The sequence below is a fragment of the Gulosibacter sp. 10 genome (assembly GCF_900163695.1).
Classification (GTDB): domain Bacteria; phylum Actinomycetota; class Actinomycetes; order Actinomycetales; family Microbacteriaceae; genus Gulosibacter.
Genome location: NZ_FUIC01000008.1, coordinates 1 through 26257, shown reverse-complemented (window position 1 = coordinate 26257; position 26257 = coordinate 1). Strand labels below are relative to the sequence as shown.

The window sequence follows — 26257 nt, the reverse complement described above, 5'->3', positions numbered from 1 at the left end:
AAAGAGGAGGACGGCGTGACCGACCTGAGTCCGGCGGAGCGGTTCGCCCGCTCCAAGCAGCGCGCGGTGCACCGCGAGGTGGAGCTGTTCCGCAGCCTGCAGGCCTTCGAGCTCGACGACTACCAGGTCGCCGCGTGCGAGTCCCTCGAGGCCGGCAGCTCCGTGCTGGTGGCGGCGCCGACCGGCGCGGGCAAGACCGTCGTGGCCGAGTTCGCGGTGTTTCTCGCGATGCGCGACCCCAACGCGAAGATCTTCTACACGGCGCCGATCAAGGCGCTCTCGAATCAGAAGTACCGCGAGCTCGTCGCCGATTACGGCGCGAGCGAGGTCGGCCTGCTCACGGGCGATGTGAACATCAACTCGCAGGCCCGCATCGTGGTCATGACCACCGAGGTGCTGCGCAACATGATCTACGCGGACAGCGCCCTGCTCGACGACCTGGCCTACGTCGTGATGGACGAGGTGCACTACCTGGCCGACCGCTTCCGCGGCGCGGTCTGGGAGGAGATCATCATCCACCTCCCGAGCGAGGTCCGGCTCGTCTCGCTCTCCGCGACGGTCTCGAACGCCGAGGAGTTCGGCGACTGGCTGCAGGCGGTGCGCGGCGACACCGTCGTCGTCGTCTCGGAGGTGCGGCCCACGCCGCTGTTCCAGCACATGCTCGTCGGGTCGCGCATGTTCGATCTCTTCCGCACCGAGCGCGACAGGAGCAGCGAGCAGGTCAATCCCGAGCTCGTGCAGGCGGTGCAGCGCTACCGCGGCACCGGCGGCCACGGACGGTCCAACAAGCGCGGCAGCTCGAGGCCCTCGTTCCGGCAGCCCAACCGGCTGGACCGCGGCCCCTTCGTCGAGACCCTCGACGAGATGGAGCTGCTGCCGGCGATCTTCTTCATCTTCTCCCGCGCGGGCTGCGACGCCGCGGTGCAGCAGGTCGCGGGCTGGGGCGCCCGCCTCACCACTCGGCAGGAGGCGGACGAGATCCGCTGGATCGTCGAGGAGCGCACGCGGGGAATGCTCGACGAGGATCTCGCGGCGCTCGGCTTCTGGGAGTGGCGGGATGCGCTCGAGCGCGGCGTGGCGGCGCATCACGCGGGACTGCTGCCCGTGTTCAAGGAGATCGTGGAGGAGCTCTTCCAGCGCAAGCTCGTGAAGGTGGTGTTCGCCACCGAGACCCTCGCGCTCGGCATCAACATGCCGGCGCGCACGGTCGTGCTCGAGAGCCTCGAGAAGTTCAACGGCGTCTCCCGCGTGCAGATCACGGCGGGGGAGTACACCCAGCTCACCGGCCGGGCGGGCCGCCGCGGCATCGACGTGGAGGGGCACGCCATCGTGCAGTGGCGCGACGGCGTGCAGCCCGAGACCGTCGCGAGCCTGGCGTCCAAGCGCTCCTATCCGCTCAACTCCTCCTTCCGCCCCACGTACAACATGACCGTGAACCTCACCGACCGCTTCGGGCGGGAGCGGACCAGGACGATGCTCGAGTCCTCCTTCGCGCAGTTCCAGGCGGATCGCGCGGTGGTCGACATCGCGCGCAAGGTGCGGCAGCAGCGCGAGGCGCTCGACGGCTACGCCGAGTCGATGGCCTGCGATCGCGGCGACTTCTTCGAGTACTCCGCGCTGCGGCGCCGGCTCAGCGACCTCGAGCGGCATCGCATCCCCAAGGATGTCCCCGGCGCCCACGGCGCGCGGGAGGAGCGCAGCCGGCAGCTGCAGGAGCTGCGCGCGCAGATGCGCGACCACGGCTGCCACGGCTGTCCGCGCCGCGAGGAGCACGCGCGCTGGGCCGAGCGCTACTGGAAGCTCATGCGCGACACCGACCGCCTCACGCGGCAGATCTCGCAGCGCACCGGCGCGGTGGCGCGCACCTTCGACCGGCTCACGGAGCTGCTGCTCAAGCTCGGCTATCTCAAGCCCGGCGAGGACGGCGACGAGCTCGTCGCCACGGTGCACGGCCGCCGGCTCCAGCGGATCTTCGGCGAACGGGACCTGCTCGTGGCCGAGTGCATCCGGCGGGAGCTGTGGCAGGGCCTCGACGCGCCGCAGCTCGCCGCCATGGCGTGCGCGCTCACGTTCGAGCCGCGCCGGGACGAGGAGAACCCGCCGCTCGGGCATATGCCGAAGGGCGCCTTCCGCGAGGCGCTGCTGAAGACCGAGGAGCAGTGGCAGAAGCTCGACGAGCTCGAGCACGAGTACCGGGTGCCGCGCACGGGGCCGCTCGCCACGGGGCTCGTGCCGGCCCTGTACAAGTGGGCCCAGGGCGTCCCGCTCGACCGCGTGCTCGAGATCGCCGAGCTCGCCGCCGGCGACTTCGTCCGCTGGTGCAAGCAGGTGCTGGACCTGCTCGATCAGATCGTCCAGGTCGAGTCGGGGCGGCTCTCCCGCACCGCTCGCGAGGCCGGCGACCTGGTCCGGCGGGGCATCGTCGCGTACGGCGGGGAAGGCCGGTGACGGCGCTGCCCGGCCCCAACCTCGCCGCGCCGGCGAATGCGCTCTCCCGTGCGCAGGCGTCGTGCGCCGCCGCTGCCGGCGCGCTGCTGCTGCCGCTCGCCTTCCCCGATCGCGGCTGGTGGCCCATGGCCCTGCTCGCGGTGACGCTCCTCCTGCTCGCGGTGCGCGGACAGCGTCCGGGCTTCGCCGCGCTGCTCGGCTTCGGCAGCGGCCTCGTCTTCTACCTGCTCCACGTCGAATGGACCTCCCTGTTCCTCGGCGCCCTGCCGTGGGTCGCGCTCTCGACGCTCATGGCGGCGTGGTGGGCGGCGGCCTTCCCCCTCATCGCGCTGGCCTACCGGCGCCTGCCCTCCGCGCGGGGCCCCGGCGGGATCCGGGCCCTCGGCGCCCTGCCCGTCGCGGTGGCCGGCATCTGGACGCTGCGCGAGGCGCTCTCGTCGACGGTGCCGTACGGGGGATTCGCCTGGGGCAGGCTCGCGCAGTCCCAGTCCGACTCGCCGCTGACCGCCCTGGTCTCCTGGGTGGGCCTGAGCGGCCTCTCCTTCCTCATGGTCTGGTTCTGCGCCTTCGCCGTGGAGCTGCTGCTCGCCGGTCGTCCTCGCGGGCCCGAGATCGGCCGCGGGCCGGGCTCGCGGGCCCGGGAGCTCGGCCTGCGGCTCGGCGCCCTCGCGGTCGCGGCCGGCCTGCTGTGCGCCTGGCCGCTCTGGCCCACCCCGACCGACGGCACCGTCCGCGTGCTCGCGGTGCAGGGCGATACCCCGGGGGCGAGCTACTTCATCCCCTCGGAGCGGGGGGAGGTGCTCGCAGCGCACCTCGAGGCGACCCGCGCGGTCGACCCCGATGCGGACGTCGACCTGATCCTCTGGCCCGAGGGCTCCATGGACGTGAGCCCCTTCGCGAGTCCGAGCGCGGCGGCCGCGCTGGACCGCCTGGCGGCCGAGTACGGGGCGCCGGTGCTCGCGAACACCGTCACGATGGACGGCGACTACGAGGACCCCGACACGCGGTACTACAACACCCAGTTCCTCTGGTCGCCGGGGGAGGGCTCCGTCGCCGAGTACGACAAGGCGCACCCCATCCCGTTCGGCGAGTACGTGCCGAACCGCGAGTTCTTCATGGCGCTCGCGCCGGACCTCATCGGACTCATCCAGCGCGAGTACACCCCGGGCACGCGCAGCAACGTGCTCGAGCGGGCCGGGACCGGGTTCGGCGTCTTCATCTGCTACGACATCGTCGACGACGCCCTGGTGCGGCAGACGGTCGAGCAGGGTGCGGGGATCCTGCTCGCACCCACCAACAACGCCGACTTCGGGACCACGGAGGAGTCCGCGCAGCAGCTCGCGACCGCGCGGCTGCGCGCCGTCGAGACGGGGCGCGCCACGGTGCAGGCGTCGACGGTGGGGTGGTCGGCGGCGTATCTCCCGGACGGCGGCGAGGTCGCGGCGCTCGACTGGTACACCCCCGGCGCGTTCGTGGTAGAGCTGCCCGTGGCGACCGGCGATACCGGCGCGATGCTGTGGGGGAGGAGCCTCGAGGTGCTCGTCTCCGGCCTCGGTCTCGTGCTCGTGCTGCTCGCACCGCGGCGCGGCCCCGCCGGGACCCCCGGAACAGCGAAGCGCCCCGGCCGCTGAGGACCGGGGCGCCTCGTCGGCGCGCGGGGCCGGGCCGATGCCCGGCCGACCCCGCGAGGGCGCCTACTTCTTCTTCGCGTTCGCCGCCGCCTTCTTGCGCTTGGCGGCCTTGGCGGCCTTCTCGGCCGCGACCTTCTCCTCTGCGGTCAGGGCGCGGGCGCGGTCCGGCAGCTCGGGCACCTGCGTGAGGTCGAGCTCGGCGGCCGCCTCGTCGCTCACCTTGTCGGCGGCCGCGGCGCGTCCCGTCGTACCCCGGCGCTCCCGCAGGTAGTCGAGGCGCACCTGCAGCACCTCCTCGAGCTCTTCCGCGGTGCGGCGCTCGAGCAGCATGTCCCAGTGGGTCCGCTGCGGCTTGGCCTCGGGCGCCTCGTAGGGCACGAAGTCGCCCTCCGCGTCGAGCAGGCGCCCCTCGACGCCCGTCTTCGGGGAGACCCATACCTCGGGGGCCTCCGCGTCGGCGGCGAAGGTCACGACGAAGCGCTCGCCGTCCTCGGCGGCGTAGGTGCGCAGCTGGTGGTCGACGAGCACCACGCCCTCATCGCTCTGCAGGCTCTGGGCTCCGAGGCGCATCCCGCGCAGGCTGCGATCTGCCATGGCGCAACTCCTTTCACATCCTCGCGCGCGACGCAGACCGCGCCGCGCACACATCCACCCAGTCTAAACGACGCGGGGCGCGGGACTATTCCCGGGCGGCGGAACCGCCGGCGCGCGGGCGGCCGGCTATCCGCGGAAGTCGCTGAGCAGGCTCATCGCCCGGTCGGCGCGGTCGGTGACGATGCCGTCCACGCCCATGTCGAGCAGCTGCATCATCTCGCCGGGGTCGTTGATGGTCCACACGTGCACCTCGTCGACATGCCGCTTGTAGGCGGCCAGGCGCTTGCGCGTCACGAGGTCGACCCGCGCCATCCGCGGCGGGACCTGCACGACGTCGCAGTCGCCGAGCGCGAGGTCGAGCTTGCGCTCGTTGCCCCGCAGGATCGCCCAGACGGCGGCGGCGACGCGGCGTGCGGACGCGCCGTGCGCGGCGAGGGGGAGCCGGGCGCGCAGCCGGCGGCAGGTGGCCTCGCTGAAGGAGGTGAGGAGCACCCGCTCCTCCGCCTCCACCCACTGCACGCCGTCGCAGACCGCGTCGGTGGCGGCTGGATCCTTGACGTCGATGTTGAAGAACGCGTCCGGCAGCGCCTCGAGCGCCTCCGACACGGTGACCATCTGATGGCCGTCCCGGGTGCGCTGATGCAGCTCTCCGAGCGTGAGCGAGGCGATCCTGGTCTTCGAGCCGTCCCATCGCTCGAGCGTCGGATCGTGCCAGAGCACGGCCACGCCGTCCTTGGTGACGTGCGCGTCGGTCTCCATGTGCGTGACGCCGATATCGAACGCGGCGCGGAACGCGGCGAGCGTGTTCTCGGGCGCCTCGAGTGCCAGTCCCCGATGGGCCAGGATCCGAGGCGGCGTCGGCTCGAAATACCTCATGGCCCAAGTCTGCACCGCGCCACCTGAAGCGCCGCTGCGACGCGCTCGGCACAGTACACTCGCTCGCATGGCTGAAGCAATCGAATCCCCCCTCGCGCCCGGCTCGCTGACCGGCAAGCGCGTCCTCGTGACCGGCTCCTCGCGCGGCGTCGGCGCCGACACCGCCCGCTTCTTCGCGGAGGCCGGCGCGAGCGTCGTCATCAACTACCGCAACAAGGAGGCGCGGGCGAAGAAGCTCGTCGACGCGATCAACGCCGCGGGCGGCACCGCCATCGCCATCGGCGCCGACCTCACCGACGAGGCGTCGGTGCAGACGATGATCGACACCGTCGAGCGCGAGTTCGGCGGGCTCGACATCCTCGTGCTCAACGCCTCCGGCGGCATGGAGTCGAACCTGGGGGAGGACTACGCGCTGCGCCTCAACCGCGACGCGCAGGTCGGCATGCTCCAGGCGGCCCGTCGCGTCCTCGCCGAGGACGCTCGCGTCGTGTTCGTCACGAGCCACCAGGCGCACTTCATCGAGACCACCCCGACCATGCCGGAGTACGAGCCCGTCGCTCGGTCGAAGAAGGCGGGGGAGCAGGCCCTGCTCGCCCTCGTGCCCGAGCTCGAGGCCGAGGGCATCTCGTTCGTCGTCGTCTCCGCCGACATGATCGAGGGCACCATCACCGCGACGCTCCTCAACCGGCTCAACCCCGGGGCCATCGACGAGCGCCGTGCGCAGGCCGGCAAGCTCCTCAACGTCGCCGAGTTCGCGGCGGAGGTCGCGAAGGCCGCGGTGGAGCCCGTGCCCGCGGATCACCTGCGGCTGATCGGCGACCTCTCGAGCTTCACCGCCGAGTAGCCCTCCGCGCGCCGCTTCGCATTCGGCCCGCCCGTCCTCCGCCTCGACGGGCGGGCCGGGACGCTATCCCGCGCGGATGCGGCGCTCGATCCGCTCGACGTTCTCCGGCTCGGCGAGGTAGTCGTCGAGCGCCTCGAGCATCGCGCGCCACCAGTCGCGGCATTCGGCGACGATGCGCTCGCAGTGCCTGCCCTCGGGGAAGCCCTGCTCTACGAGCTGCAGCTTGGTCTTCCGCTCGAGCTGGGTGAGATCGATGCGCAGCGCGGTCTCGAACCCGCCGGGCTGCGAGACCAGATCGGCGCGGATCTTGCGCGGCGCCTTGATCTTCGTGATGCTCCCGCTGGCCTCGGCACGGGACCAGGAGCGCTCTTTTTCCGGGTTGACCAGGGAAAAATCACCTTTTCCGGTGACTTTGGAGCTCGTCTCCGGCGTGCGGATCCGCACGTGCGGCCACCAGTCGCGACGGAGCTTCTTGTCGACGAGCGCCGCCCAGACGATCTCCGCATCGGCGCGGAAGCGGATGGAGATGTCGAGCGATGGCGTGAAGGGCATGCGTCAGTCCGATCGCGTTTCCGGGGGCCGGTTCGGCCGAGACGAAGCGATGCGCCACCGGAATGAACCAGCGGCGCATCGAAGGAGTGCCTCGAGCTACTTGCGGCTGTGGCCGACGAGCTGCCAGGGGATGAAGAATGCGAGCGCGTTGAGCAGGACGCCGGCGGAGAACACGAGCAGCGAGAGCAGATCGGAATCCATGTGGAAGGCCAGCGGGTAGCATGCGATGCCAGCGGCGAAGACGATCATGCAACCAATGGCGATGAGGGCGCTCACAGAGAATCTCCAAACGTGACGAGAAGTACGAACTCTTCGCGGCGGGCGCGAATGAATGCACTCATACTACGCGATTCCAGGGATGCCACGCGCACGGCGGGCGGCGCGGCACCCCGCATGCCTACGGGCGATATCCGATAATGCACATTATGACAATCCAACTCGTGCACCCGGGAGAGCCGCCCCATCCGGTCCGCTCCGCCTCGCGGACGACGGCTCCCCTCCCCGCCACGACGATCGACCGGGCCGGCATGAGCTCCCGCTAGCCGGGCAGCAGCTCCCGGAGCACGAGGACGACGACGAGCGTCGCGCCGGCGCACACCAGCGCGAAGGACGCGTTCCAGAGCCACACCGGCACGCGCGTGAGCTGCGCGAGCACGCCGGGATCGCTCGAGGGGCCGCCGCCGGCGAAGACGGCCGCCAGGTGCCGCCAGGCGCCGACGACGAGCACGATGCCCACGGCCAGCAGGATCGGCGCCTGGAGCTCGTCGTCGCGGAACCACCAGAGCGCCCCGGTCGCGCCGAGCGCGATGATCATGATGAGCGCCGTGAGCCACGAGCGCACCCGCACGAAGGACACGAGCAGCAGCACGAGCGCGATCGTCAGCGCGGGGGCCGCCCACCCCCGGACCGAGAGCCACACGAGCACGGCGCCGACCACGGCCGGCGCCGGATAGCCCGCCCAGGTCGTCGCCACGCGCCCGAAGCCGCGAGTCGGCCCCGTCGTCACGGCGTGTCCGGACATGTCGCCGTTGAGCACGAAGCCGTTGAACCGCCTGCCCGCGAGCAGGCCGATCATCGCGTGGCCGAGCTCGTGCACGAGCGTGACGACGAGCCGCAGCCGCAGCCAGAGCACCGGGACGAGCACCACGGCCGCAGCGACCGCGAGCACGACGAGCACCGCGGCCTGCGGCAGCTCGACGGGCTCCCCCGCGGGCGCCACGCGCTCCCAGAGGTGCTCGTACCAGGGGGTCTCGGATGCGTTCACGATGGACGACGCTAGCGCCCCCGGCCGAACGGCGCCACCGCTCCCCCGCACGCTCGCTAGGCTTGGCCGATGGCCGTCTTCATCGATCCGCCCAGCTGGCCGGCGCACGGCACGCGCTGGAGCCACCTGATCTCCGATACGAGCGTCGCGGAGCTGCACGGGTTCGCGCGGCGCCTGCGGCTCCCCCGGCGCAGCTTCGACCTCGACCACTACGACGTGGCCGAGTCGTCCTACGAGGCCGCGGTATCCGCCGGGGCGCGGGCCGTGTCCGGCGGCGAGCTGGTCCGCAGGCTCATCGTCTCCGGCCTCCGCATCCGCGCGCGGGATCGCGACGGCGCCAGAGCCGACGCGCGCCGCCTGTACCTGCTGCAGGAGTGGGCGGCCCTCGGCGGCATGCTCGGCATCGAGGACGATCCCGGACCCCGGCGGGACGCGTGGGACGGCCTCGGCGACGAGCTCGTGCGCCGCTGGAACGAGCCGCACCGCCGCTATCACGACGAGCGGCATCTCGAGGACGTCCTCCTCGCACTGGACCAGCTGCGGCTCGCAGGTGCCGTCGTCGAGCCGACCGCGCTGCTGGCGGCGTGGTTCCACGACGCCGTCTACCGGGGCCGGGAGGACGACGAGCGCGCCTCGGCCGCCCTGGCCCACGAGCGCATCGCCGCGGTGCTCGGCCGCGACGCGGAGGCGACCGCCGTGCGCGACTACGTCCTCGCCACGGATCCGGCCGCCGAGGTCTCCGAGGCCCCGCTCCCCCTCGCCCCGCTGCTCGACGCCGATCTGTCGGTCTTCGCCGCCGGTGAGCGCCGGTATCGCGACTACGCCGACGCCGTGCGCGAGGAGTACGCGCACGTGGACGACGCCGATTTCCGCCGGGGGCGCGCCCGCATCCTGCTCCGCTACCTGGATCGGCCGAGGATCTACCGCACCGACGAGGCCCGCGCCCTCTGGGAGCAGCGGGCCCGGCGCAACCTCGCGCTCGAGATCGACCGGCTTTCCCGAAGCGGGCTGTCATAGAAAATCCAGGCGTCGGCGAGCAGGATGCAGTGGGCCCCTTCGGGAGCCCGGAGCGGTTCGACGCTCCTCCCCCGAACCATCGCAGAAAGCACGCTCTTCAATGACCGGACCGGAATCCCGCCCTGGCGACGACATGCCTCCGCTGCCGCCCCTCCCCTCGCAGTACGGCGTCCCGCCGACGTCCGCATCGTCGGCGGCGGGAGCCGCGGGGCCGGCCGGCCCTTCCTCGGATGCGGCCGCGGCGGGCGGTCCGACGCCCGAGGCGCCGGCATCCGGCGCTCCGGCGCCCGCCGATCCCCCCGCGGGCGGCCCGGAGACGGCCCCGCTCGGCGCTCCCCCGGCCGGCGGCCCGGACAGTCCTGCCGCCGGAGCCGTGCGCGCGCAGCAGCCGCGTCGCGCGCCGCGGGCCTCCGTACTGCTCATCGGCGCGCTCCTCGCGGGCCTCGTCGGCGGCGCCGGAGGCGCCTACGGCATGCATCTCGCGGCGCCCGCGATCGGGGGCTCCTCCCCCACGGTCGTACAGGGCGAGGGCGGCGGCACCGACTGGACCGCCGTGGCGGAGGCCGTCTCCGAATCGGTCGTCTCGCTCCAGGTCTCCGGAGCCGACGGCACCAGCCAGGGATCCGGCGTCGTCTGGGACGACCAGGGCCACATCCTCACGAACCACCACGTCATCGCAACCGCCGCCGAGGAGGGCGACATCACCGTGCTCGTGGGCAACCGTGCGTATCCCGCCACGCTCGTGGGCTCCGATGCCGCCACCGATCTCGCGGTCGTGCGCCTCGACGAGATCCCCGAGGGGCTCACGGCCATCGCCCGCGGCGACTCCGAAGCGATCACGGTCGGCGACGACGTCATGGCGGTGGGCAGCCCCCTCGGCCTCTCCGGCTCCGTCACCACGGGGATCGTCTCGGCGCTGGACCGCCCGGTCTCCACCGGCCAGTCCTCGGACAGCCTCGTGGTCACGAACGCCATCCAGACCTCGGCCCCGCTCAACCCCGGCAACTCCGGCGGCGCGCTGGTCGACGCGGCCGGGCAGCTCATCGGCATCAACTCCGCCATCGCGACGCTCGGCCAGGGCGGGCAGTCCTCCGGCAGCATCGGGATCGGCTTCGCCATCCCCATCCAGCTGGCCGCCAACATCGCCGAGCAGCTCATCGAGACCGGCGAGGTGCAGCACGCCTTCCTCGGCACCAAGACGACGAACGGCACGGCCGAGCTCGAGGGCAGCGCGATCGTCGGGGCCGAGGTGCGCGAGGTCGTCGCCGACAGCCCCGCGGAATCCGCGGGCATCGAGGAGGGCGACCTCATCGTGGCCGTGAACGACAAGCCGATCACCGGGTCCGAGCACCTCGTCGGCACCGTCCGCACCCTGAACGCCGACGAGGTCGCGACCTTCACGGTCGTCCGCGACGGCGAGGAGCAGCAGATCGACGTCACGATGGGCGTCTCGGACGACCTCGGCGACTGATCGGGTTCCCTCGCATCTCGCGCGGAGCCGGATCCGCGAGAATGGCGGCATGCGAATTCGGCACGTGTTCTGGGACCTCGGCGGCACGCTCGTGGACTCCTACCCGTCGATCCGACGAGCCTTCCTGGGGGTGCTGGAAGCGCACCGGGCGCTGCTCACCGAGCCGGAGCTGCAGCGCCTCCTGAACGCCTCGATCGGCTCGACCATCGACGTGCTCGCCGCCCGCTACGGGATCGAGCCGCAGGAGTTCCACGACGCCTACGAGCGGCTCAAGCGGGAATGGGCGCAGACGCCCGCGCCGATCATGCCGGGCGCGATGCGCGCGATGAACGAGGTGCGTCGGCTGCGCGGGATGAACCTGGTCGTGACGAATCGCGACGAGGCGAGCGCCACGATGCTCATCCGCGTGACGGGTCTGCGGGTGGACGACGTCGTCTGCGCGTCCGAGACCATGCCGCGCAAGCCGGACCCCTCCATGCACCTCGAGCTGCTGCGGCGCCATGGGCTCGATCCCCGGGAGTGCCTCGGCGTGGGCGACCGGGATCTCGACACGCTCGCCGCGACCGCGGCCGGCCTGCGCGCGGTGCAGCTGCACACGCCCGGCAGCCCGCTGCCCGAGGGCGTGCAGGCCATCGGCTCGCTCATCGACCTGCAGCGGCTGCTCCACCCCGAGCACTGACGGGGCCGAGCACTCTGACGGGGCGCCGATCGGCCCCTCGCGGCGGCCTAGGTGTCGATGAGCTGGGCGTCGATCTCCTGCGCGCCCTCGACGAGGAACTCCTTGCGCGGAGCCACTTCGCTGCCCATGAGGATCTCGAAGACCTCCTCGGCCTCGGCCGCATCCGACATGGTCATGCGTCGGAGCAGGCGGTGCTCCGGGTTCATCGTGGTCTCCCAGAGCTGGTCCTCGTCCATCTCGCCGAGGCCCTTGTAGCGCTGGATGGGCTCCTGGTACTTCTTCCCCGTGCGCTCGAGCTTCGCGAGCAGTCGCTGCAGCTCCTGCTCCGAGTACGTGTAGATCGTCTCGTTCGGCTTCTTGCCGGGGTGCATCACGACCACCCGGTGCAGCGGCGGCACGGCCGCGAACACGCGGCCGTCCTCGAGCATCGGGCGCATGTAGCGGAAGAAGAGCGTGAGCAGCAGCGTGCGGATGTGTGCGCCGTCGACGTCCGCATCCGACATGATGATCACCTTGCCGTAGCGGATCTGCGAGAGGTCGAAGGTGCGCCCCGATCCCGCGCCGAGCACCTGGATGATGTTCGCGCACTCCGCGTTCTTGAGCATGTCGGCGAGCGAGGCCTTCTGCACGTTGAGGATCTTGCCGCGGATGGGGAACAGCGCCTGGAACTCCGAGTTCCTCGCGGGCTTCGCCGTGCCGAGCGCCGAATCGCCCTCGACGATGAACAGCTCCGAGCGCTCCACCTCGTTGACCCGGCAGTCGACGAGCTTGCTCGGCAGAGAAGAGTTCTCGAGGGCGTTCTTGCGCCGCTGGGTCTCCTTGTGCGCGCGAGCCGCGATGCGGCTCTTCATCTCGGTGACGATCTTCTCGAGCAGCATCGAGACCTCGGTCTTGTCCTGCCGCTTCGTCGAGGAGAACCGCTGCTTCAGCCCCTCGCTGATCGTCTTCTGCACGATCGTGCGGGCCTGCGGGGTGCCGAGCACCTCCTTGGTCTGCCCCTCGAACTGCGGCTCGGGGATGCGCACCGTCACGACGGCCGTGAGCCCCGCGAGGACGTCGTCCTTCTCGATCTTGTCGTTGCCCACCTTGAGCCGGCGGGCGTTCTTCTGCACCTCCTCGCGGACCGTGCGGAGGAGGCCGTTCTCGAAGCCGGACAGATGGGTGCCGCCCTTGGGCGTCGCGATGATGTTCACGTAGCTGCGCTCGACCGTCTCGTAGCCGACGCCCCAGCGCAGGGCGAGATCGACCTGCATCGTGCGCTCGACCTCGCGGGAGACCATGTGCCCGCTCTCGTCGAGCACCGGCACGGTCTCGGTGTAGCCGCCCTCCCCCTCGATGCGCCACACGTCCGTGAGCGCGCCGTCGGAGGCGAGGTACTCGACGTACTCGGAGATGCCGCCCTCGTACTGGAAGCGCTCGGTGGTGGGCGCCTCCGGATCGCGGCGGTCCTCGAGCACGATCTCGAGGCCGGGCACCAGGAAGGCGGTCTGCCGGGCGCGATCGCGGAGCTGCTCGACCTGGAACTGCGCGTCCCGCACGAACACCTGCGGATCCGCCCAGTAGCGCACGCGGGTCCCGGTCACGCCCTTCTTCGTCTTGCCGACCACGCGCAGATCCGCCTTGCCCGGGGTCTCCGTGAAGGCCGCGTCCGGCGAGGGCGCTCCCCCGTCCTCGAACACGCCGGCGTGCCCACGCTGGAAGCTCATCCCCAGGGTCTTGCCGCCGCGGTCCACCTCGACGTCGAGCCGCGCCGAGAGCGCGTTGACCACCGAGGCGCCGACGCCGTGGAGGCCGCCCGCGGCGCCGTAGTTCGCCGATCCGAACTTGCCGCCGGCGTGCAGCTTCGTGAAGACCACCTGCACGCCCGTCCAGCCCGTGCGGGGCTCGACGTCGGTCGGGATGCCGCGGCCCTCGTCGTGGACCGAGACGGAGCCGTCCTCGTGCAGGATCACCTCGATGCGGCGGCCGTGGCCGGCCAGCGCCTCGTCGACCGAGTTGTCGATGATCTCCCACAGGCAGTGCATGAGGCCGCGCGAGTCGGTGGACCCGATGTACATGCCGGGCCGCTTCCGAACCGCCTCGAGCCCCTCGAGGACCTGCAGCTGTGCCGCCGAATACGCTTCCGTCACGGTGCTCCTTCTTCTCCAGCACACAGGGTATGGCATACCCCGGACACGGCTCGGCACCACACCGCGCTCGGGCCGAACGGAGCCGCTCCGCGATAGACTCGGCGCTTCGGAAGGAACAGCATGAGCGCAAGCGCACCACCGCGGGCGGCCGAGATCGATCTCGGCGCCCTCGCCGACAACCTTCGGGCGGTCGAGCCCGAGATCCTCGACCTCCGCGCGGACGCCTACGGGCACGGGCTCGAGCGCGTGCTGCGCACCGCCGCCGACATCGGCCGAGTGCCTGAGCGCGTGATCCTCAGCCCCGAGGGACCGGGGGGCCTGCCCGCGGACCTTCTGCGCGGCCTCCGGACGGCCTCGGCGGAGGAGGCGGCGGCGGAAGCCGTCGCGCCCGGCGCGGTGCTCGGCACCGACGGCGCGGCCGCCCCCGTCATGTCCCTGCGGGCCGAGATCATCATGCGCAAGCCCATCGGCGCCGGCGAGGGCGTCTCCTACGGCTTCACCTACCGGCCCGAGCGCGACACCGTCCTGGCGCTCGTCGCGATCGGCTACTCGCAGGGCGTCGCCCGCCGCGCCTCCAACCGCTGCGACGCGGTCGCCGCGGGCGAGCGCTGCCGCATCGCCGGCGCCATCTCGATGGACCTGCTGAGCGTCGACATCCGCGATCTCGATGCGCAGGTCGGCGATCGCGTCGAGCTCTTCGGGCCGGGCAGCCCGGTCGCCGGGTGGTCCGCGGCCACCGGCATCCCCGCGCTCGCGCTCACGAGCCGCATCCAGTCCTCCGTCCCCCGAATCGAGGTCCGCCGATGACCGAGACCGCCGACGGCGCGCCCGGCGCCGTGCTGACCACCGACCGCGAGGCCATCGCCTGGAACCTGCGCTCGCTGCGCACGGCCTTCGCCCCGTCGCGCATCATGCTCGTGGTCAAGGCCGACGCCTACGGGCACGGGCTCCGCCCCGTCTACGAGACCGCCCTCGCCGAGGGCGTCGAGGACTTCGCGGCCCTCGACATCGAGACGGGCGCCGAGCTCCGGTCCCTCGGGGCGGCCGGCACGCTGTTCGTGTGGCGGATCGGGCCGTCGAGCGACTTCGCCCTCGCCCAGCGCGCGGGGCTCGAGCTCGGCGTCCAGAGCCGGTGGCAGCTCGAGCGCATCGCAACGCTCGACGCCGCCGAGGGGCGGCTCGCGGTGCACCTCAAGCTGGACACCGGCCTGCATCGGGGCGGCGCCGATCCCGCGGAATGGGATGCGCTGGTCGACGCCGCGCTCGCGCTCCAGCGCGAGGGTCGGCTGCGCGTCCGCGGCGCCTGGACGCACTTCTCCGACACGAGCCCGGAGGACGACGAGCGCTCCTTCGCGCAGTTCACCGCCGCCGTCGACCGGGCCCGCGGGCGCGGCGCCGAGTTCGAGGTGCTGCACGCGGCGGCCTCGGGCGCGGGCATCGACTTCCCCGAATCGCGGCTCGACTTCGTCCGGCTCGGCCTCGGCGCCTACGGCATCTCGCCGTTCGAGGATCGCGACGGCCGGGATCTCGGCCTCCGGCTGGCGCTCGAGCTCACCGCGCCCGTGCTGAGCGTCGCCGAGTCCGAGGCCGCGGTGGGCGTCGGATTCGGCGACGGGCTGCAGAGCGCTCCGGACGGCGAGATGTGGCTGAGCATCGACGGCGCGCCTCATCCGATCCGCCGGGTCGAGGTCGACCGGACGATCGTCGACCGGGTGCCGGGTATCGACATCGGGCCGGGTTCGCTAGCGTATTGCTTCGGCGACGGCGAACACGGCGAGGCCACCGCGGAGCGATGGGCGGAAGCCTTCCGCACCGTGCCCGACGAGATCGTCACGGGCGTCACCGCCCGGGTCACGCGCCGCATCCGCTAGCGCGACCGCGGATCCACCCCTGACCGTCAACCAAGAAAGCAGACCATTGGGCATCAACCTCTCCTCCCGCGTGGGCTATCTCGTGGAGCGCGCCCGCGTGCTCGATCTCGCGAGCGTCGTCGAGCGCGCCAAGCAGACGGCACGGCAGCACTCGCGCTGCTGGCCGGTCGTGCTCGGCGACATGCTCCTCGAATCCTTCATCCACGGGACGAACTTCCAGGACTACCTCGACTGGGACTTCGCGATCCTGAAGAAGGCCGAGCGCCGCACCTACCTGACCAACGCGATCAGCGCGCACATCGTCGCCAAGTACAACGACCCCGAGTACTTCGACCAGCTCGAGAACAAGATCAAGTTCAACGAGCGCTTCGGCGAGTTCCTCCACCGCGAATGGTTCGTGGTGACCGATCACTCGGCCGAGGAGCTGCGCGAGTTCGTCACCCGCCAGGGCAAGGTCATCGCGAAGGTGCCCGTCAGCAACTCCGGCTACGGGGTCGATCTCTACCGCGCCGAGGAGGTCGACGACTGGGAGGGGTTCCGGGAGTTCCTCGTCAAGCGCGATCAGACGCTGCTCGAGGAGTACATCGTGCAGCATGAGGACCTCATGGCGGTCGCGCCCGGCACCGTGAACACCACGCGCGTGACCACCTTCCTCCACGACGGCGAGGTCGAGGTGGTCTCGTTCGCCCAGAAGTTCGGCGTGGGCTCGGGCGCGAGCGATCAGCAGGCGTTCGGCGGCTTCTTCGTCCTCCTCGATGAGAACGGCCGCGCCATCAGCCCCGGCTACGGCTCGCACCAGCACATCTACGGGGTGCACCCCGAGACGGGGGCCTCGATCCCCGATTTCCAGCTGCCCGAGACCCCCGCCGTGCTCCGGCTCTGCGCCGAGCTGGCACTGACCATCCCCGAGATCCCCTACATCGCCTGGGACGTGGTCGTGACTCCCGAGGGCCCGATCATCGTCGAGGGCAACCGCACCCCGGGCGCCTACGAGAACAAGCCCAGCGCCACCGGCATCTGGACCGGCTCGCTCCCCCGCATCCGCGAGTACATCGACATCTGATCCCCTCCGCGGCCGGACCGCGGCGCGGAAAAGGCGGGCCCTCCCGATCGGGAGGGCCCGCCTTCTTCGACTCGGCGGGGCTACGCCGCGGCGAGGGCCGCGTCCACCGCGCGCCCGAGGCGGTCGAGCCCCTCGCGCAGGGTCTCCTCGTCGCCGACCAGCGCAGGCATGACCTTGACGACCTCGTCGTGAGCGCCGGAGGTCTCGATCACGAGGCCTTCCTGGAACGCCGCGCGGGCGATCGCGCCGCCGAGCTCCGGATCCTGCTCGCTCACGAGGCCCTGCAGCAGGCCGCGCCCCCGCACCGAGAACACGCCGGGGTGGCGCGCGGCGATCTCCTCGAGGCGCTGCACGACGATCTCCGAGCGGGCGGCGATCTGCGCCTCGAACTCGGGGTTCGCCCAGAACTCCTCGATCGAGCGCACGGCGCCGACGAAGGCGATCGAGTTGCCGCGGAAGGTGCCGGTGTGCATCCCGGGCTTCCAGACGTCGAACTCGGGGCGGAGCAGCACGAGCGACATCGGGAAGCCGTAGCCCGAGATCGACTTGGAGAGCGTGACGATATCGGGCACGATGCCCGACTCCTCGAAGCTGAAGAACTTGCCCGAGCGGCCGATGCCGATCTGGATCTCGTCGACGATGAGGACGATGCCCTTCTCGGTGCACAGCTCGCGCAGCGAGCGCAGCCACTCGGCGCTCGCGACGTTGACGCCGCCCTCGCCCTGGACCGTCTCGACCACGACGGCCGCCGGCAGGTCGAGCCCGCTCGAGGGGTCCTCGAGGTGCTTGCGCAGCAGCGCGACCGTGTCGATGTCCTCGCCGTAGTAGCCGTCGTAGGGGTGGAAGACGACGTCGTCGAGCCCGACGCCGGCGGCCTGGCGGTACCAGCTGTTCGCCGTCGCGGCCAGGGCGCCGATCGAGAGGCCGTGGTAGCCGTGGGTGAACGCCACGATGGTGCTGCGCCCGGTCGCCATGCGGGCGGCCTTGAACGCCGACTCGATCGCGTTGGCGCCCGTGGGGCCCGAGAACTGGAGCTTGTACTCGAGCCCGCGCGGCTCGAGGATCACGTCGCGGAACCGCTCGAGGAAGCGCTTCTTGACGTCGGTCGCCATGTCCAGCGCGTGCTGGATCTTGTTGCCGCTCAGGTACTCGATGATGTCCTTCTGCAGCGCGGGGTGGTTGTGCCCGTAGTTGAGGGTGCCGGCCCCGCAGAAGAAGTCGATGTACTCGTTGCCCTCGACGTCGGTGAGGATCGAGCCCTGCGCGGTGTCGAACACCGTCGGGAATGCGCGGACGTAGCTGCGCACTTCGGATTCCATGGTGGCGAAGACGGAAAGATCCACGGCCACTCCTTTCTTGCTGGTGGGGTCAGCCGCTAGTTGGCGTCGGTCTTGCGGAGGATGCCGAGGGGCGTCGACTGGTGTCCCTGGCCGAGCGGGTTGTCCTGGAGCACGCGCACCCAGACGTCGTTGAGCTTGGGGTCGAGCGTGGTGCCGAGGATGTTGCCGCCGATGTCGTTGATGTCGACGACGAGCACGTCCACCTTGTTGCCGAGGAGGATCTTGAGGTCGCGGGCCACCAGCATCGGATTCGCGGGGCCGAGCACGACGGACCTGTTGTACGGCGGGATCGTGCCGGACGTCGGGCCGTCGATCGAGCGCGCCTTCTCGCCCGCGATGCGGTAGAAGTCGCCCTTCCGCCCGAGCTTCTTGGTGACGGCCGCCACGGCCGCCGCGGCGAGGATGCGCGGCGTGCCGCACTCCTGCAGCGCCATCTCCATCGTCTCGGGCATGCCGAGGCCGATGCCGTGCGGCGTCTGCGTGACGTACTTCGCCAGGAGGTTCGCCATCGGGCGCGGCTCGATCTCGTCCAGCAGCATCGAGCGGCCCTGGGTGATCGCGACGATCTTCTCGGTGACGAACAGCACGTCGCCGTCCTGCACCTCGGGCAGCGCGTACTGGCGGATGACCTGGCGGAGATCGTCCTCGGGCATCACGACGTGGGTCTTGATCGGGATGCGCTGGTAGGTCGTTCCGTCCACGCGGGATTCGAGCGTCTTGCCGTCATTCGGCTGCATGCGTATCACTTTCTGGGGCGAGCCACTGTTGCTGGTTGGGATATCGGCCGAAGGGCCCGCCCGCGACGGGCGGGCCCTGGGCGAAGCGGGGATGGCCCGAGCCTACTCCAGGTAGTCGCGCAGCGATTGTGAACGCGACGGGTGGCGCAGCTTCGCCATGGTCTTCGACTCGATCTGCCGGATCCGCTCGCGCGTGACGCCGAAGGTCTCGCCGATCTGGTCGAGCGTCTTCGGCATGCCGTCCCCGAGGCCGAAGCGCATGCGGATGACTCCCGCCTCGCGCTCCGAGAGCGAGTCGAGCAGCGACTCGAGCTGCCGCTGGAGCATCGTGAAGCTCACCGCGTCGGCCGGGACGACCGCCTCGGTGTCCTCGATGAGGTCGCCGAACTCGGAGTCGCCGTCCTCGCCGAGCGGGGTGTGCAGCGAGATCGGCTCGCGGCCGTACTTCTGCACCTCGACGACCTTCTCCGGGGTCATGTCCAGCTCGTGGGCCAGCTCCTCCGGGGTGGGCTCGCGACCGAGGTCCTGCAGCATCTGGCGCTGGACGCGGGCGAGCTTGTTGATGACCTCGACCATGTGCACGGGGATGCGGATGGTGCGGGCCTGGTCCGCCATGGCGCGCGTGATGGCCTGACGGATCCACCAGGTCGCGTAGGTCGAGAACTTGAAGCCCTTGGTGTAGTCGAACTTCTCGACCGCGCGGATGAGGCCGAGGTTGCCCTCCTGGATGAGGTCGAGGAACTGCATCCCGCGGCCCGTGTAGCGCTTGGCCAGCGAGACGACGAGGCGCAGGTTGGCGCCGAGCAGGTGGCTCTTGGCCCGCCGGCCGTCGCGCATGATCCACTTGTACTCGCGCTTGAGCTTCGGCTCGATGTCCGGGAACCGCAGCAGCTTGTCCTCGGCGTAGAGGCCCGCCTCGATGCGCATCGCGAGGTCGACCTCCTCGGCGGCGTTGAGCAGCGGGACCTTGCCGATCTGCTTGAGGTAGTCCTTCACCGGGTCGGCGGTCGCGCCCGTGATCTGCCCGGAGTACACCGGGGTCTCGTCGTCGTCCGTGTGCTTGAGCACCAGGGCGCCGGCCGCCTTCACCGCGGACTCGGCCTTGATGGCGTCCTCCTCGGCGTCCTCGGACTTCTCGTCGCGCTTGCCGAGGTCCTCGTCCTCATCGGACTCGGCCCGCTGCTCCTCGGTCTCGACGCCCTCGATGTCGGACTCGTCGACCTCGTGATCCTCGTCGAGGTCGATCACGACGTTGTCCTCGCCCTCCGCGCCGCCCTCGGACTGCTTCGAGGCGGCCTTCTTCTTGGAGGCGGTCTTCCGGGCGGGCTTCTGTGCCGCCGCGTCCCCCGACTGGTGCGCCAGGATGGCGTCGACCAGCGCCGACTTGGCGAGGCCGGACACGCCTCGGACGCCCAGCTCCTTGGAGAGTGCGCGGAGGTCCACAACCTTCATCGCGGACAGCTCGTCCTTGGAGCGGCCGGTTGCAGCATTGTTCGTCGTTGTTGCCATGAGTGAACCCCTTCGCGTGGATTTGGGCAAAAGGAAGGCCCAAGTCAAGTCCTGCGGCGATGCCCGCGGGTCTTGTTTGGGACAGACAACTAGTATTACACGCGGGGCGCTGTGTTTATTCCCAGGCCCCCTCCGCGGCGATTCGAGCGCTCCCGCTCCCCGCCGCGACGGCCGCCCTATCGGCGGCGGCGCCACCGACGGATGACGGCGTTCCACAGCGGCGCGACGACGACGCCCTCCTCGGCCGCCATCCGCGAGCGGGCTCGACGGCGCTCGACGAGCAGGCCGATGAGGCCGAGTCCGACCACGAGCGGCACGGCCCACATCGCGATCTGGTAGGGGAACCAGTCGGAGACGCCCTGGTGCTTGCCGAAGTCGATGCCGATGCCGATCAGCAGGAAGGACAGCGCGCTCGCCGTGAAGCCGCCCACGTTGACGATGCCGGAGGCCGAGCCGTAGCTCGACGTCGGGTTGAAGGTGCGCGCGAAGTCGAAGCCGATGGTCGATCCCGTGCTCGCCCCGCCCATGACGACCAGCAGCAGGATGAACAGCCACAGCGGGGGTGTGAACGGCAGCGTGATGACGAGGATCCACACGGCGGCGGTGAGCAGCCCGCTGAGCATGACCAGATTCGATCGCCGCAGCGGGTAGCGCGCCGTGAGGATGCCCAGCAGCGGGCCGAGGAACATGCCCGCGACGACCGGCAGCATGAGCATCACCGACGCGAGCTCGGGCGGATAGCCGAGCCCCTCGACCATGAGCGGGTAGCCCCACAGCAGGGCGAAGATGGTCGCGGGGAACTGCGTCGTGAAGTGCGACCAGAATCCGAGGCGCGTGCCCGGTCGGGCGAAGGCGTCGCCGAGCTTGCCGAACGCGCCGCGGAGCGAGACCGACTGCCCGGCGAACCGGCGGTAGGGGGTGTCCCGGAGCCCCGCGAGGCAGGCGATGAGCACGATCGCCGACAGCGACGCGGCGGTGAGGAAGGCCACCGTCCAGCCGCTGAGATGCAGCAGCAGCGCGAAGGGCACCGCGGAGAGGAACTGGCCGGCCTGGCCGACCGTCGCGAAGGTCTGCTGCATGATCGGCACCCGCCTGGGCTTGAACCAGGCGCCGATGATCCGCAGGCCCGCGACGAAGGTCGTCGCATCGCCGATGCCGACGAGCACCCGGCCCAGCACCGCGATCTCGAGCGAAGGGGCGATGGCGACAACCACCTGGCCGAGGGCCATGAGCAGGGCCCCGCTCACGATCAGCCGGCTCGGCCCGAAGCGGTCGAGCAGCATGCCCACCGGGATCTGCATGATCGCGTACACGGCGACCTGCATCACCGCGAGCGTCGAGAGCGCCGTGGCCGTCGCGTCGAAGCGCTCGATCGCGTCGATGCCCGCGACGCCCAGGGAGCTGCGCTGGGTGACCGCCACCACGTACGCGAGCAGCGTGAGCGCGAACATGACGCCCGGCAGACGCTTGGGGATGAGGCTGAGCGATTGGGTCGTCGGGAGGGATTGCGTTTCGGTCACGGCTTCAAGTGTGGCACTTTCCCGCCGTCGCGGTGCGGAGCCGCCGATCCGGGCACGGCCCCGCCGTCAGTCCTCGCGGTCGCGGCGCGCGGAGAGGTACCCCTCGAGCTCGGCGGCGATCTCATCGGCGGTGGGCAGCTCCCCCGCCGCATCCGCGAAGGGATTCTCCTGCGGGGTGCCCTTGAGGAAGCCGTCGTGCCTGGCCTCGAGCGCCGCGATGAGCTTGCGCACCTCCTCGTTCGAGTCGATCTGCTCGTCGACCTCGGCGCGGAAGGAGCGCTCCCGCTCGCGGAGGTCCTCCGTGGGGATGAGCAGGCCGGTCGCGGTGCCGAGCGCCTCGAGGATGCGCAGCGCGCCCGCGGGGACGTCGCCGTCGGCGAGGTAGTGCGGCACGAGCGCCACGAGGCAGACCACCGGCAGCTCCGCCTGCACGAGCTCGTATTCGAGGAGGTGCGCCACGTGCGCGGGCGCCTCGACCTTGGCCTTCCACACCGAGAGCTGGTCCACCAGGTCCTCCCGGTTCCCGGTCACCGCGAGTCGCAGCGGGCGGGTGTGCGGCACCGGCATCGGCAGGGCGTGGGCCCACGTGGTCGTGCTCACCCGGAAGTGGCGGATGAACCCCACGACCGCCTCGGCGAACTCGCCCCAGCGGAAATCGGGCTCGTAGCCGCTCAGCAGCAGGAACTGCTTGCCGAGGGAGTCCTCCATGAGCTGCAGATCGAGCCGGGGCGTCCGGTAGCTCGTGATCAGGCTGCCGTCGATCTTCACGACGGGGCGGCGCGCCCGGTAGTCGAGCAGCTCGTCCGGCGAGAAGGTAGCGACCACGCTGCCCTCGCCGTGCTCGAGGATCGCCTCGATGGACTGCCGCACCGTCGCCCCGGCGTCCCGGTATCCGGTGAGCAGCACCACGAGGGGAAGCCCCGCGGGCACCCTGTGCCACGCGTTTCCCGGTCGGAAGATCGAGCCGCTGCCTGCCATGCCCTCATGGTACGGGCTGGGGGTCCGCCGCCGGGTTCGGTTCGCTGAGAGCGTCGCGCCGCAGCCCGTGGCTAGGCTCGGATGCATGAGCATTCCAGAATTTTCACTCGCGACCGAGGCCTACGCAGCAGGCTCCATCACCGTGGTCCCCGTCCGCCAGGGCGATCCCGTCGAAGTGCTCGCAGGCACGGACCTGGGGCTGACGGAGGAGCGCCTCGCCGCGCTCGACGTGAGCGGCAAGGCGGGCGCGACGCAGCGCCTGCTCGCCTCGGCGGGCTCGGCGCCCGAGGCGCCCGTGCTGCTGATCGGCATCGGCGAGCACCGGACGCCGGAGGCGCTCCGGCGGGCCGCGGGCACGGCGGCCCGGGCGCTGCGCTCCGAGGAGGCCGTCGTGTACGACCTCGCGGACGCCGGCGCCGAGGAGGTCGAGGCGCTCGCGCTGGGCCACGCGCTCGGCGGCTACCGGTTCGACCGGTTCAAGTCGGGGCAGGACGAGGAGTCCGCCGCACCCGAGCAGCAGCGCGTATCGGTGCTCGCCGAGGGCCGCGCCGCCGCGCTCGAGCGCGCGCGGGTGCTCGCCGATGCCGTGCACTTCACCCGCGACCTCATCAACACGCCGCCGAACGAGCTCGTGCCCGAGAGCTTCGCGGACCACATCGCCGCCGAGTTCCGGGACGGCCCCGTCTCGGTCGAGGTCTGGGACGAGGCGAAGCTCATCGAGGAGGGCTGCGGCGGGATCGCCGGCGTCGGGCAGGGCTCCGCGAACCCGCCGCGCCTCGTGCGCCTCGAGTACGCGCCGGAGGGCGCCGAGCGGCACGTGGGGCTCGTGGGGAAGGGCATCACGTTCGACTCCGGAGGGCTCTCCCTCAAGCCCGCCGCGTCGATGGTGGGCATGAAGTTCGACATGTCGGGCGCCGCCTCGGTGGCCGGGGTGATCCGGGCCGTGGCCGCGCTCGGGCTGCCGGTGCGCGTCTCGGGGTGGTGCGCGCTCGCGGAGAACCTCCCCTCGGCGAACGCGCTGAAGCCCGACGACGTCATCACGATGCGCTCGAAGACCACCGTCGAGGTCACCAACACGGACGCCGAGGGCCGGCTCGTGCTCGGCGACGCGCTCGCCCTCGCCTCCGAGGCCGCCCCCGACGTGATCGTCGACATCGCCACCCTCACCGGCGCCCAGGTCGTCGCGCTCGGAGACCGCACCACGGGGCTCATGGGCAACGAGGAGGCGTGGCGCGACCGCGTCCTCGCCGCGGCGGAGCGGGCCGGCGAGCCGACCTGGGCCATGCCGATCCCCGAGGAGATCAAGGAGCGCCTGACCTCCCCGGTCGCGGACATCGTGAACGCCAAGCCGGGCGACCGCTCGGGCGGGATGCTCTTCGCGGCCGCGTTCCTCGAGCGCTTCATCGGCGAGGACGGGGACGGGGCCATCCCGTGGATCCACCTCGACATCGCGGGTCCCGCGGACACGAAGTCGGCCTACGGATACGTGCCGCAGGGCGCCACCGGGGTGCCCGTCCGCACGCTCGTGGAGACCATCGCGGCGCTGAACGGCTAGAGCCCCGCCTCGGCACCGAAACTTTCTCGCCTGACGGAATAAACTTTCCGCCTGAGGAAGGGTAAGGTGCCGAGGTGTAGGCTTGCCCGTGGCTATAGCCGCGCTTTGAAGCAGCGGGCAATCCCACGCTGCAGGCGAAATGTCCAACACAACCAGGGGAGCAATCCGGGTGTCAGATCACAATTTTGACCTTGTCGTCCTCGGCGGTGGTAGCGCTGGCTACGCCGCCGCGATCCGTGCCAAGCAGCTGGGCCTGAGCGCCGCAGTCGTCGAGAAGGACAAGCTCGGCGGCACGTGCCTCCACCGCGGGTGCATTCCGACGAAGGCGATGCTGCACAGCGCAGAGCTCGCCGAGGCCGCCGAAGAGGGCGCCCGCGTCGGCGTGAACCTCACGCTGGACGGCGTGGACGCCGAGAAGGTCGCCGCGTTCCGCGACGGCATCGTCTCGGGCAAGTACAAGGGGCTTCAGGGGCTGCTCAAGGCCAAGAAGGTCGAGGTGTTCAACGGAGAAGGCCGCCTCACCTCCCCGACCACCGTGCAGGTGGGCGACGACACGCTGACCGGCAAGCACGTCGTGCTCGCGACCGGCTCGTACTCGAAGTCGATCCCCGGCCTCGAGATCACCGGCAACGTCATCACCTCCGAGCAGGCGCTCCAGATGGACTGGATCCCGCAGCGGGCCGTGGTGCTCGGCGGCGGCGTGATCGGGCTCGAGTTCGCCAGCCTCTGGCGCTCCTTCGGCGCCGAGGTGACCATCGTCGAGGGCCTCCCCTCGCTCGCGCCGGCCGAGGACGCCTCGATCTCGAAGCAGCTCGAGCGGGCGTACCGCAAGCGTGGCATCGACTTCCAGACCAGCACGAAGTTCGACGGCGTCACGCAGGACGAGTACGGCGTGCACGTGAAGACCGACAAGGGCGAGACCATCGACGGGGACGTCCTCCTGGTCGCGATCGGCCGCGGCCCCGTCACCTCCGGCATCGGCCTGGAGGAGGTCGGCGTGGAGCTCGACCGCGGCTTCGTCAAGGTCGACGACACGCTGCAGACCACGGTGCCGGGCGTCTACGCCATCGGCGACATCACGCCCGGCCTGCAGCTCGCGCACCGCAGCTACCAGCACGGCATCTTCGTCGCCGAGCAGATCGCCGGGCAGAGCCCCGTGCTCGTGCCGGACGTGAACATCCCCAAGGTCACCTACTCCGAGCCGCAGATCGCCTCGGTGGGGCTCACGGAGGCCAAGGCCAAGGAGCAGCACGGCGAGGACGCGATCTCGTCCTACGAGTACAACCTCGCGGGCAACGGCAAGAGCTCGATCCTCGGCACCGCCGGGTCCGTCAAGGTCGTCCGGGTCAACGACGGCCCAGTCGTGGGCATCCATATGATCGGCGGCCGCGTGGGCGAGCTCGTCGGCGAGGCGCAGCTGATCGTGAACTGGGACGCCTACCCCGAGGACGTTGCGCAGCTCGTGCACGCCCACCCGACTCAGGGCGAGTCGATCGGCGAGGCCATGCTGGCCCTCGCGGGCACTCCGCTGCACGCGATGTAGTCCGGCCCTCGTAGAACAACACTTAGGAGAACTTGTAATGAGTCAGGAAGTAACGCTCCCGGCACTCGGCGAGAGTGTCACCGAGGGCACGGTCACGCGGTGGCTGAAGAACGTGGGCGACACCATCGAGGTCGACGAGCCGCTGCTCGAGGTCTCCACCGACAAGGTGGACACCGAGGTCCCCTCCCCCGTGGCGGGCACCGTGCAGGAGATCCTCGTCCAGGAGGACGAGACCGTCGAGGTCGGCGCAGTCCTCGCCCGGGTCGGCGACGGCGCCGCGCCCGAGGCCTCGGACGACGCCGGCTCGCCGGCCGCCGAGGAGGCTCCCGCGGAGCAGGCCCCCGCGGCCCAGGAGGAGCCTGCGCAGCAGAGCGCTCCCGCGGCCGAGCAGCCCGCCCCCGAAGCCGCGTCCGGCGACTCGGAGGACGTCCTCCTGCCCGCCCTGGGCGAGAGTGTCACCGAGGGCACGGTCACGCGGTGGCTGAAGAACGTGGGCGACACCATCGAGGTCGACGAGCCGCTGCTCGAGGTCTCCACCGACAAGGTGGACACCGAGGTCCCCTCCCCCGTGGCGGGCACCGTGCAGGAGATCCTCGTCCAGGAGGACGAGACCGTCGAGGTCGGCGCAGTCCTCGC

Annotated in this window: 22 protein-coding genes and 1 pseudogene; 12 read left to right on the top strand and 11 right to left on the bottom strand. The window is 71.0% G+C overall.

The genetic code is table 11. The features are described 5' to 3' along the window. The first annotated feature begins 15 nt into the window (after window positions 1-15). The gene (locus FM112_RS02585; protein ID WP_087003016.1) at window positions 16-2448 is read left to right on the top strand and encodes an RNA helicase; all 2433 of its coding nucleotides are present in this window, start codon (window positions 16-18) and stop codon (window positions 2446-2448) included. Continuing rightward, on the top strand, window positions 2445-4079 hold the full coding sequence (lnt, locus tag FM112_RS02580) for an apolipoprotein N-acyltransferase (RefSeq protein ID WP_254910337.1): 1635 nt from the start codon (window positions 2445-2447) through the stop codon (window positions 4077-4079). Before FM112_RS02585 ends, lnt begins: the two co-directional genes overlap by 4 nt. A 249-nt stretch (window positions 4080-4328) precedes the next feature. Here lnt and FM112_RS17495 read toward each other — a convergent pair. Together FM112_RS17495 and FM112_RS02570 are read right to left on the bottom strand one after the other, a co-directional pair. Further along, window positions 4329-4673, bottom strand: a pseudogene (locus FM112_RS17495) (RNA polymerase-binding protein RbpA); the annotation flags it as partial. Between the two features lie 126 nt (window positions 4674-4799). Then, on the bottom strand, window positions 4800-5549 hold the full coding sequence (locus tag FM112_RS02570) for a glycerophosphodiester phosphodiesterase family protein (protein ID WP_176386634.1): 750 nt from the start codon (window positions 5547-5549) through the stop codon (window positions 4800-4802). A 67-nt stretch (window positions 5550-5616) separates the two neighbouring features. On the opposite strand from FM112_RS02570, the gene FM112_RS02565 reads away from it, so the two are divergent. Further along, window positions 5617-6393 (top strand): SDR family oxidoreductase, encoded by a 777-nt coding sequence (locus FM112_RS02565; RefSeq protein WP_176386633.1) that lies wholly within the window; start codon window positions 5617-5619, stop codon window positions 6391-6393. Window positions 6394-6456: 63 nt separating this feature from the next. Here FM112_RS02565 and FM112_RS02560 read toward each other — a convergent pair whose 3' ends face one another. The 3 genes from FM112_RS02560 to FM112_RS02555 form a co-directional block, all read right to left on the bottom strand. After that, window positions 6457-6945 carry an SRPBCC domain-containing protein gene (locus FM112_RS02560; RefSeq protein WP_087003007.1) on the bottom strand — a complete coding sequence of 163 codons (489 nt, stop codon included), beginning with the start codon at window positions 6943-6945 and terminating at the stop codon, window positions 6457-6459. Window positions 6946-7041: 96 nt separating this feature from the next. Beyond that, window positions 7042-7221: a hypothetical protein gene (locus tag FM112_RS16755; RefSeq protein ID WP_140400548.1), complete on the bottom strand. Its 180-nt coding sequence runs from the start codon at window positions 7219-7221 to the stop codon at window positions 7042-7044. Between the two features lie 262 nt (window positions 7222-7483). Continuing rightward, on the bottom strand, window positions 7484-8209 hold the full coding sequence (locus FM112_RS02555) for a M50 family metallopeptidase (RefSeq protein ID WP_176386632.1): 726 nt from the start codon (window positions 8207-8209) through the stop codon (window positions 7484-7486). A gap of 69 nt (window positions 8210-8278) precedes the next feature. Here FM112_RS02555 and FM112_RS02550 point away from each other — a divergent pair, with 69 nt between their 5' ends. The 3 genes from FM112_RS02550 (at window position 8279) to FM112_RS02540 (ending at window position 11376) form a co-directional block, all read left to right on the top strand. Then, the gene (locus FM112_RS02550; protein ID WP_087003005.1) at window positions 8279-9226 is read left to right on the top strand and encodes a DUF4031 domain-containing protein; all 948 of its coding nucleotides are present in this window, start codon (window positions 8279-8281) and stop codon (window positions 9224-9226) included. A 100-nt stretch (window positions 9227-9326) separates the two neighbouring features. Then, window positions 9327-10697 carry a S1C family serine protease gene (locus tag FM112_RS02545; RefSeq protein WP_254910336.1) on the top strand — a complete coding sequence of 457 codons (1371 nt, stop codon included), beginning with the start codon at window positions 9327-9329 and terminating at the stop codon, window positions 10695-10697. A gap of 49 nt (window positions 10698-10746) precedes the next feature. Next, window positions 10747-11376 (top strand): HAD family hydrolase, encoded by a 630-nt coding sequence (locus FM112_RS02540; RefSeq protein ID WP_087002999.1) that lies wholly within the window; start codon window positions 10747-10749, stop codon window positions 11374-11376. A 47-nt stretch (window positions 11377-11423) separates the two neighbouring features. Here FM112_RS02540 and FM112_RS02535 read toward each other — a convergent pair whose 3' ends face one another. Beyond that, window positions 11424-13505, bottom strand: coding sequence for a type IIA DNA topoisomerase subunit B (locus FM112_RS02535; RefSeq protein ID WP_254910335.1), 2082 nt, complete (start codon window positions 13503-13505; stop codon window positions 11424-11426). Window positions 13506-13625: 120 nt separating this feature from the next. On the opposite strand from FM112_RS02535, the gene FM112_RS02530 reads away from it, so the two are divergent. From FM112_RS02530 to FM112_RS02520, 3 genes are read left to right on the top strand one after another with little or no spacing between them, the layout of a single operon-like run. Further along, the gene (locus FM112_RS02530; RefSeq protein ID WP_087002993.1) at window positions 13626-14312 is read left to right on the top strand and encodes an alanine racemase; all 687 of its coding nucleotides are present in this window, start codon (window positions 13626-13628) and stop codon (window positions 14310-14312) included. Continuing rightward, complete coding sequence (locus tag FM112_RS02525; RefSeq protein WP_087002990.1) at window positions 14309-15376, top strand: alanine racemase; 1068 nt, start codon at window positions 14309-14311, stop codon at window positions 15374-15376. The genes FM112_RS02530 and FM112_RS02525 overlap by 4 nt, the downstream gene beginning before the upstream one ends. A 46-nt stretch (window positions 15377-15422) precedes the next feature. Beyond that, window positions 15423-16439: a sugar-transfer associated ATP-grasp domain-containing protein gene (locus tag FM112_RS02520; protein ID WP_087002987.1), complete on the top strand. Its 1017-nt coding sequence runs from the start codon at window positions 15423-15425 to the stop codon at window positions 16437-16439. A gap of 80 nt (window positions 16440-16519) precedes the next feature. Here FM112_RS02520 and ectB read toward each other — a convergent pair whose 3' ends face one another. The 5 genes from ectB to FM112_RS02495 form a co-directional block, all read right to left on the bottom strand. Then, entirely contained in the window at window positions 16520-17782 is a 1263-nt protein-coding gene (ectB, locus tag FM112_RS02515) for a diaminobutyrate--2-oxoglutarate transaminase (protein WP_087002984.1), read from the bottom strand. A 32-nt stretch (window positions 17783-17814) separates the two neighbouring features. Further along, window positions 17815-18516 carry a coenzyme F420-0:L-glutamate ligase gene (locus FM112_RS02510; RefSeq protein ID WP_087002980.1) on the bottom strand — a complete coding sequence of 234 codons (702 nt, stop codon included), beginning with the start codon at window positions 18514-18516 and terminating at the stop codon, window positions 17815-17817. A 102-nt stretch (window positions 18517-18618) separates the two neighbouring features. Beyond that, complete coding sequence (locus FM112_RS02505; protein ID WP_254910334.1) at window positions 18619-20025, bottom strand: RNA polymerase sigma factor; 1407 nt, start codon at window positions 20023-20025, stop codon at window positions 18619-18621. A 176-nt stretch (window positions 20026-20201) separates the two neighbouring features. Then, a complete protein-coding gene (locus FM112_RS02500; protein WP_254910333.1) occupies window positions 20202-21545 on the bottom strand; it encodes a nitrate/nitrite transporter in 1344 nt (447 codons plus the stop codon). A 66-nt stretch (window positions 21546-21611) separates the two neighbouring features. Next, window positions 21612-22523 (bottom strand): proteasome assembly chaperone family protein, encoded by a 912-nt coding sequence (locus FM112_RS02495; protein ID WP_087002975.1) that lies wholly within the window; start codon window positions 22521-22523, stop codon window positions 21612-21614. An 85-nt stretch (window positions 22524-22608) separates the two neighbouring features. On the opposite strand from FM112_RS02495, the gene FM112_RS02490 reads away from it, so the two are divergent. From FM112_RS02490 to FM112_RS02480, 3 genes are all read left to right on the top strand, one after another. Continuing rightward, window positions 22609-24078 (top strand): leucyl aminopeptidase, encoded by a 1470-nt coding sequence (locus FM112_RS02490; protein WP_087002972.1) that lies wholly within the window; start codon window positions 22609-22611, stop codon window positions 24076-24078. Window positions 24079-24247: 169 nt separating this feature from the next. Next, window positions 24248-25621, top strand: coding sequence for a dihydrolipoyl dehydrogenase (gene lpdA / locus FM112_RS02485; RefSeq protein WP_087002969.1), 1374 nt, complete (start codon window positions 24248-24250; stop codon window positions 25619-25621). Window positions 25622-25658: 37 nt separating this feature from the next. Continuing rightward, the coding region (locus FM112_RS02480) for a biotin/lipoyl-containing protein (protein WP_303394033.1) at window positions 25659-26257 on the top strand (599 nt) is incomplete at its 3' end.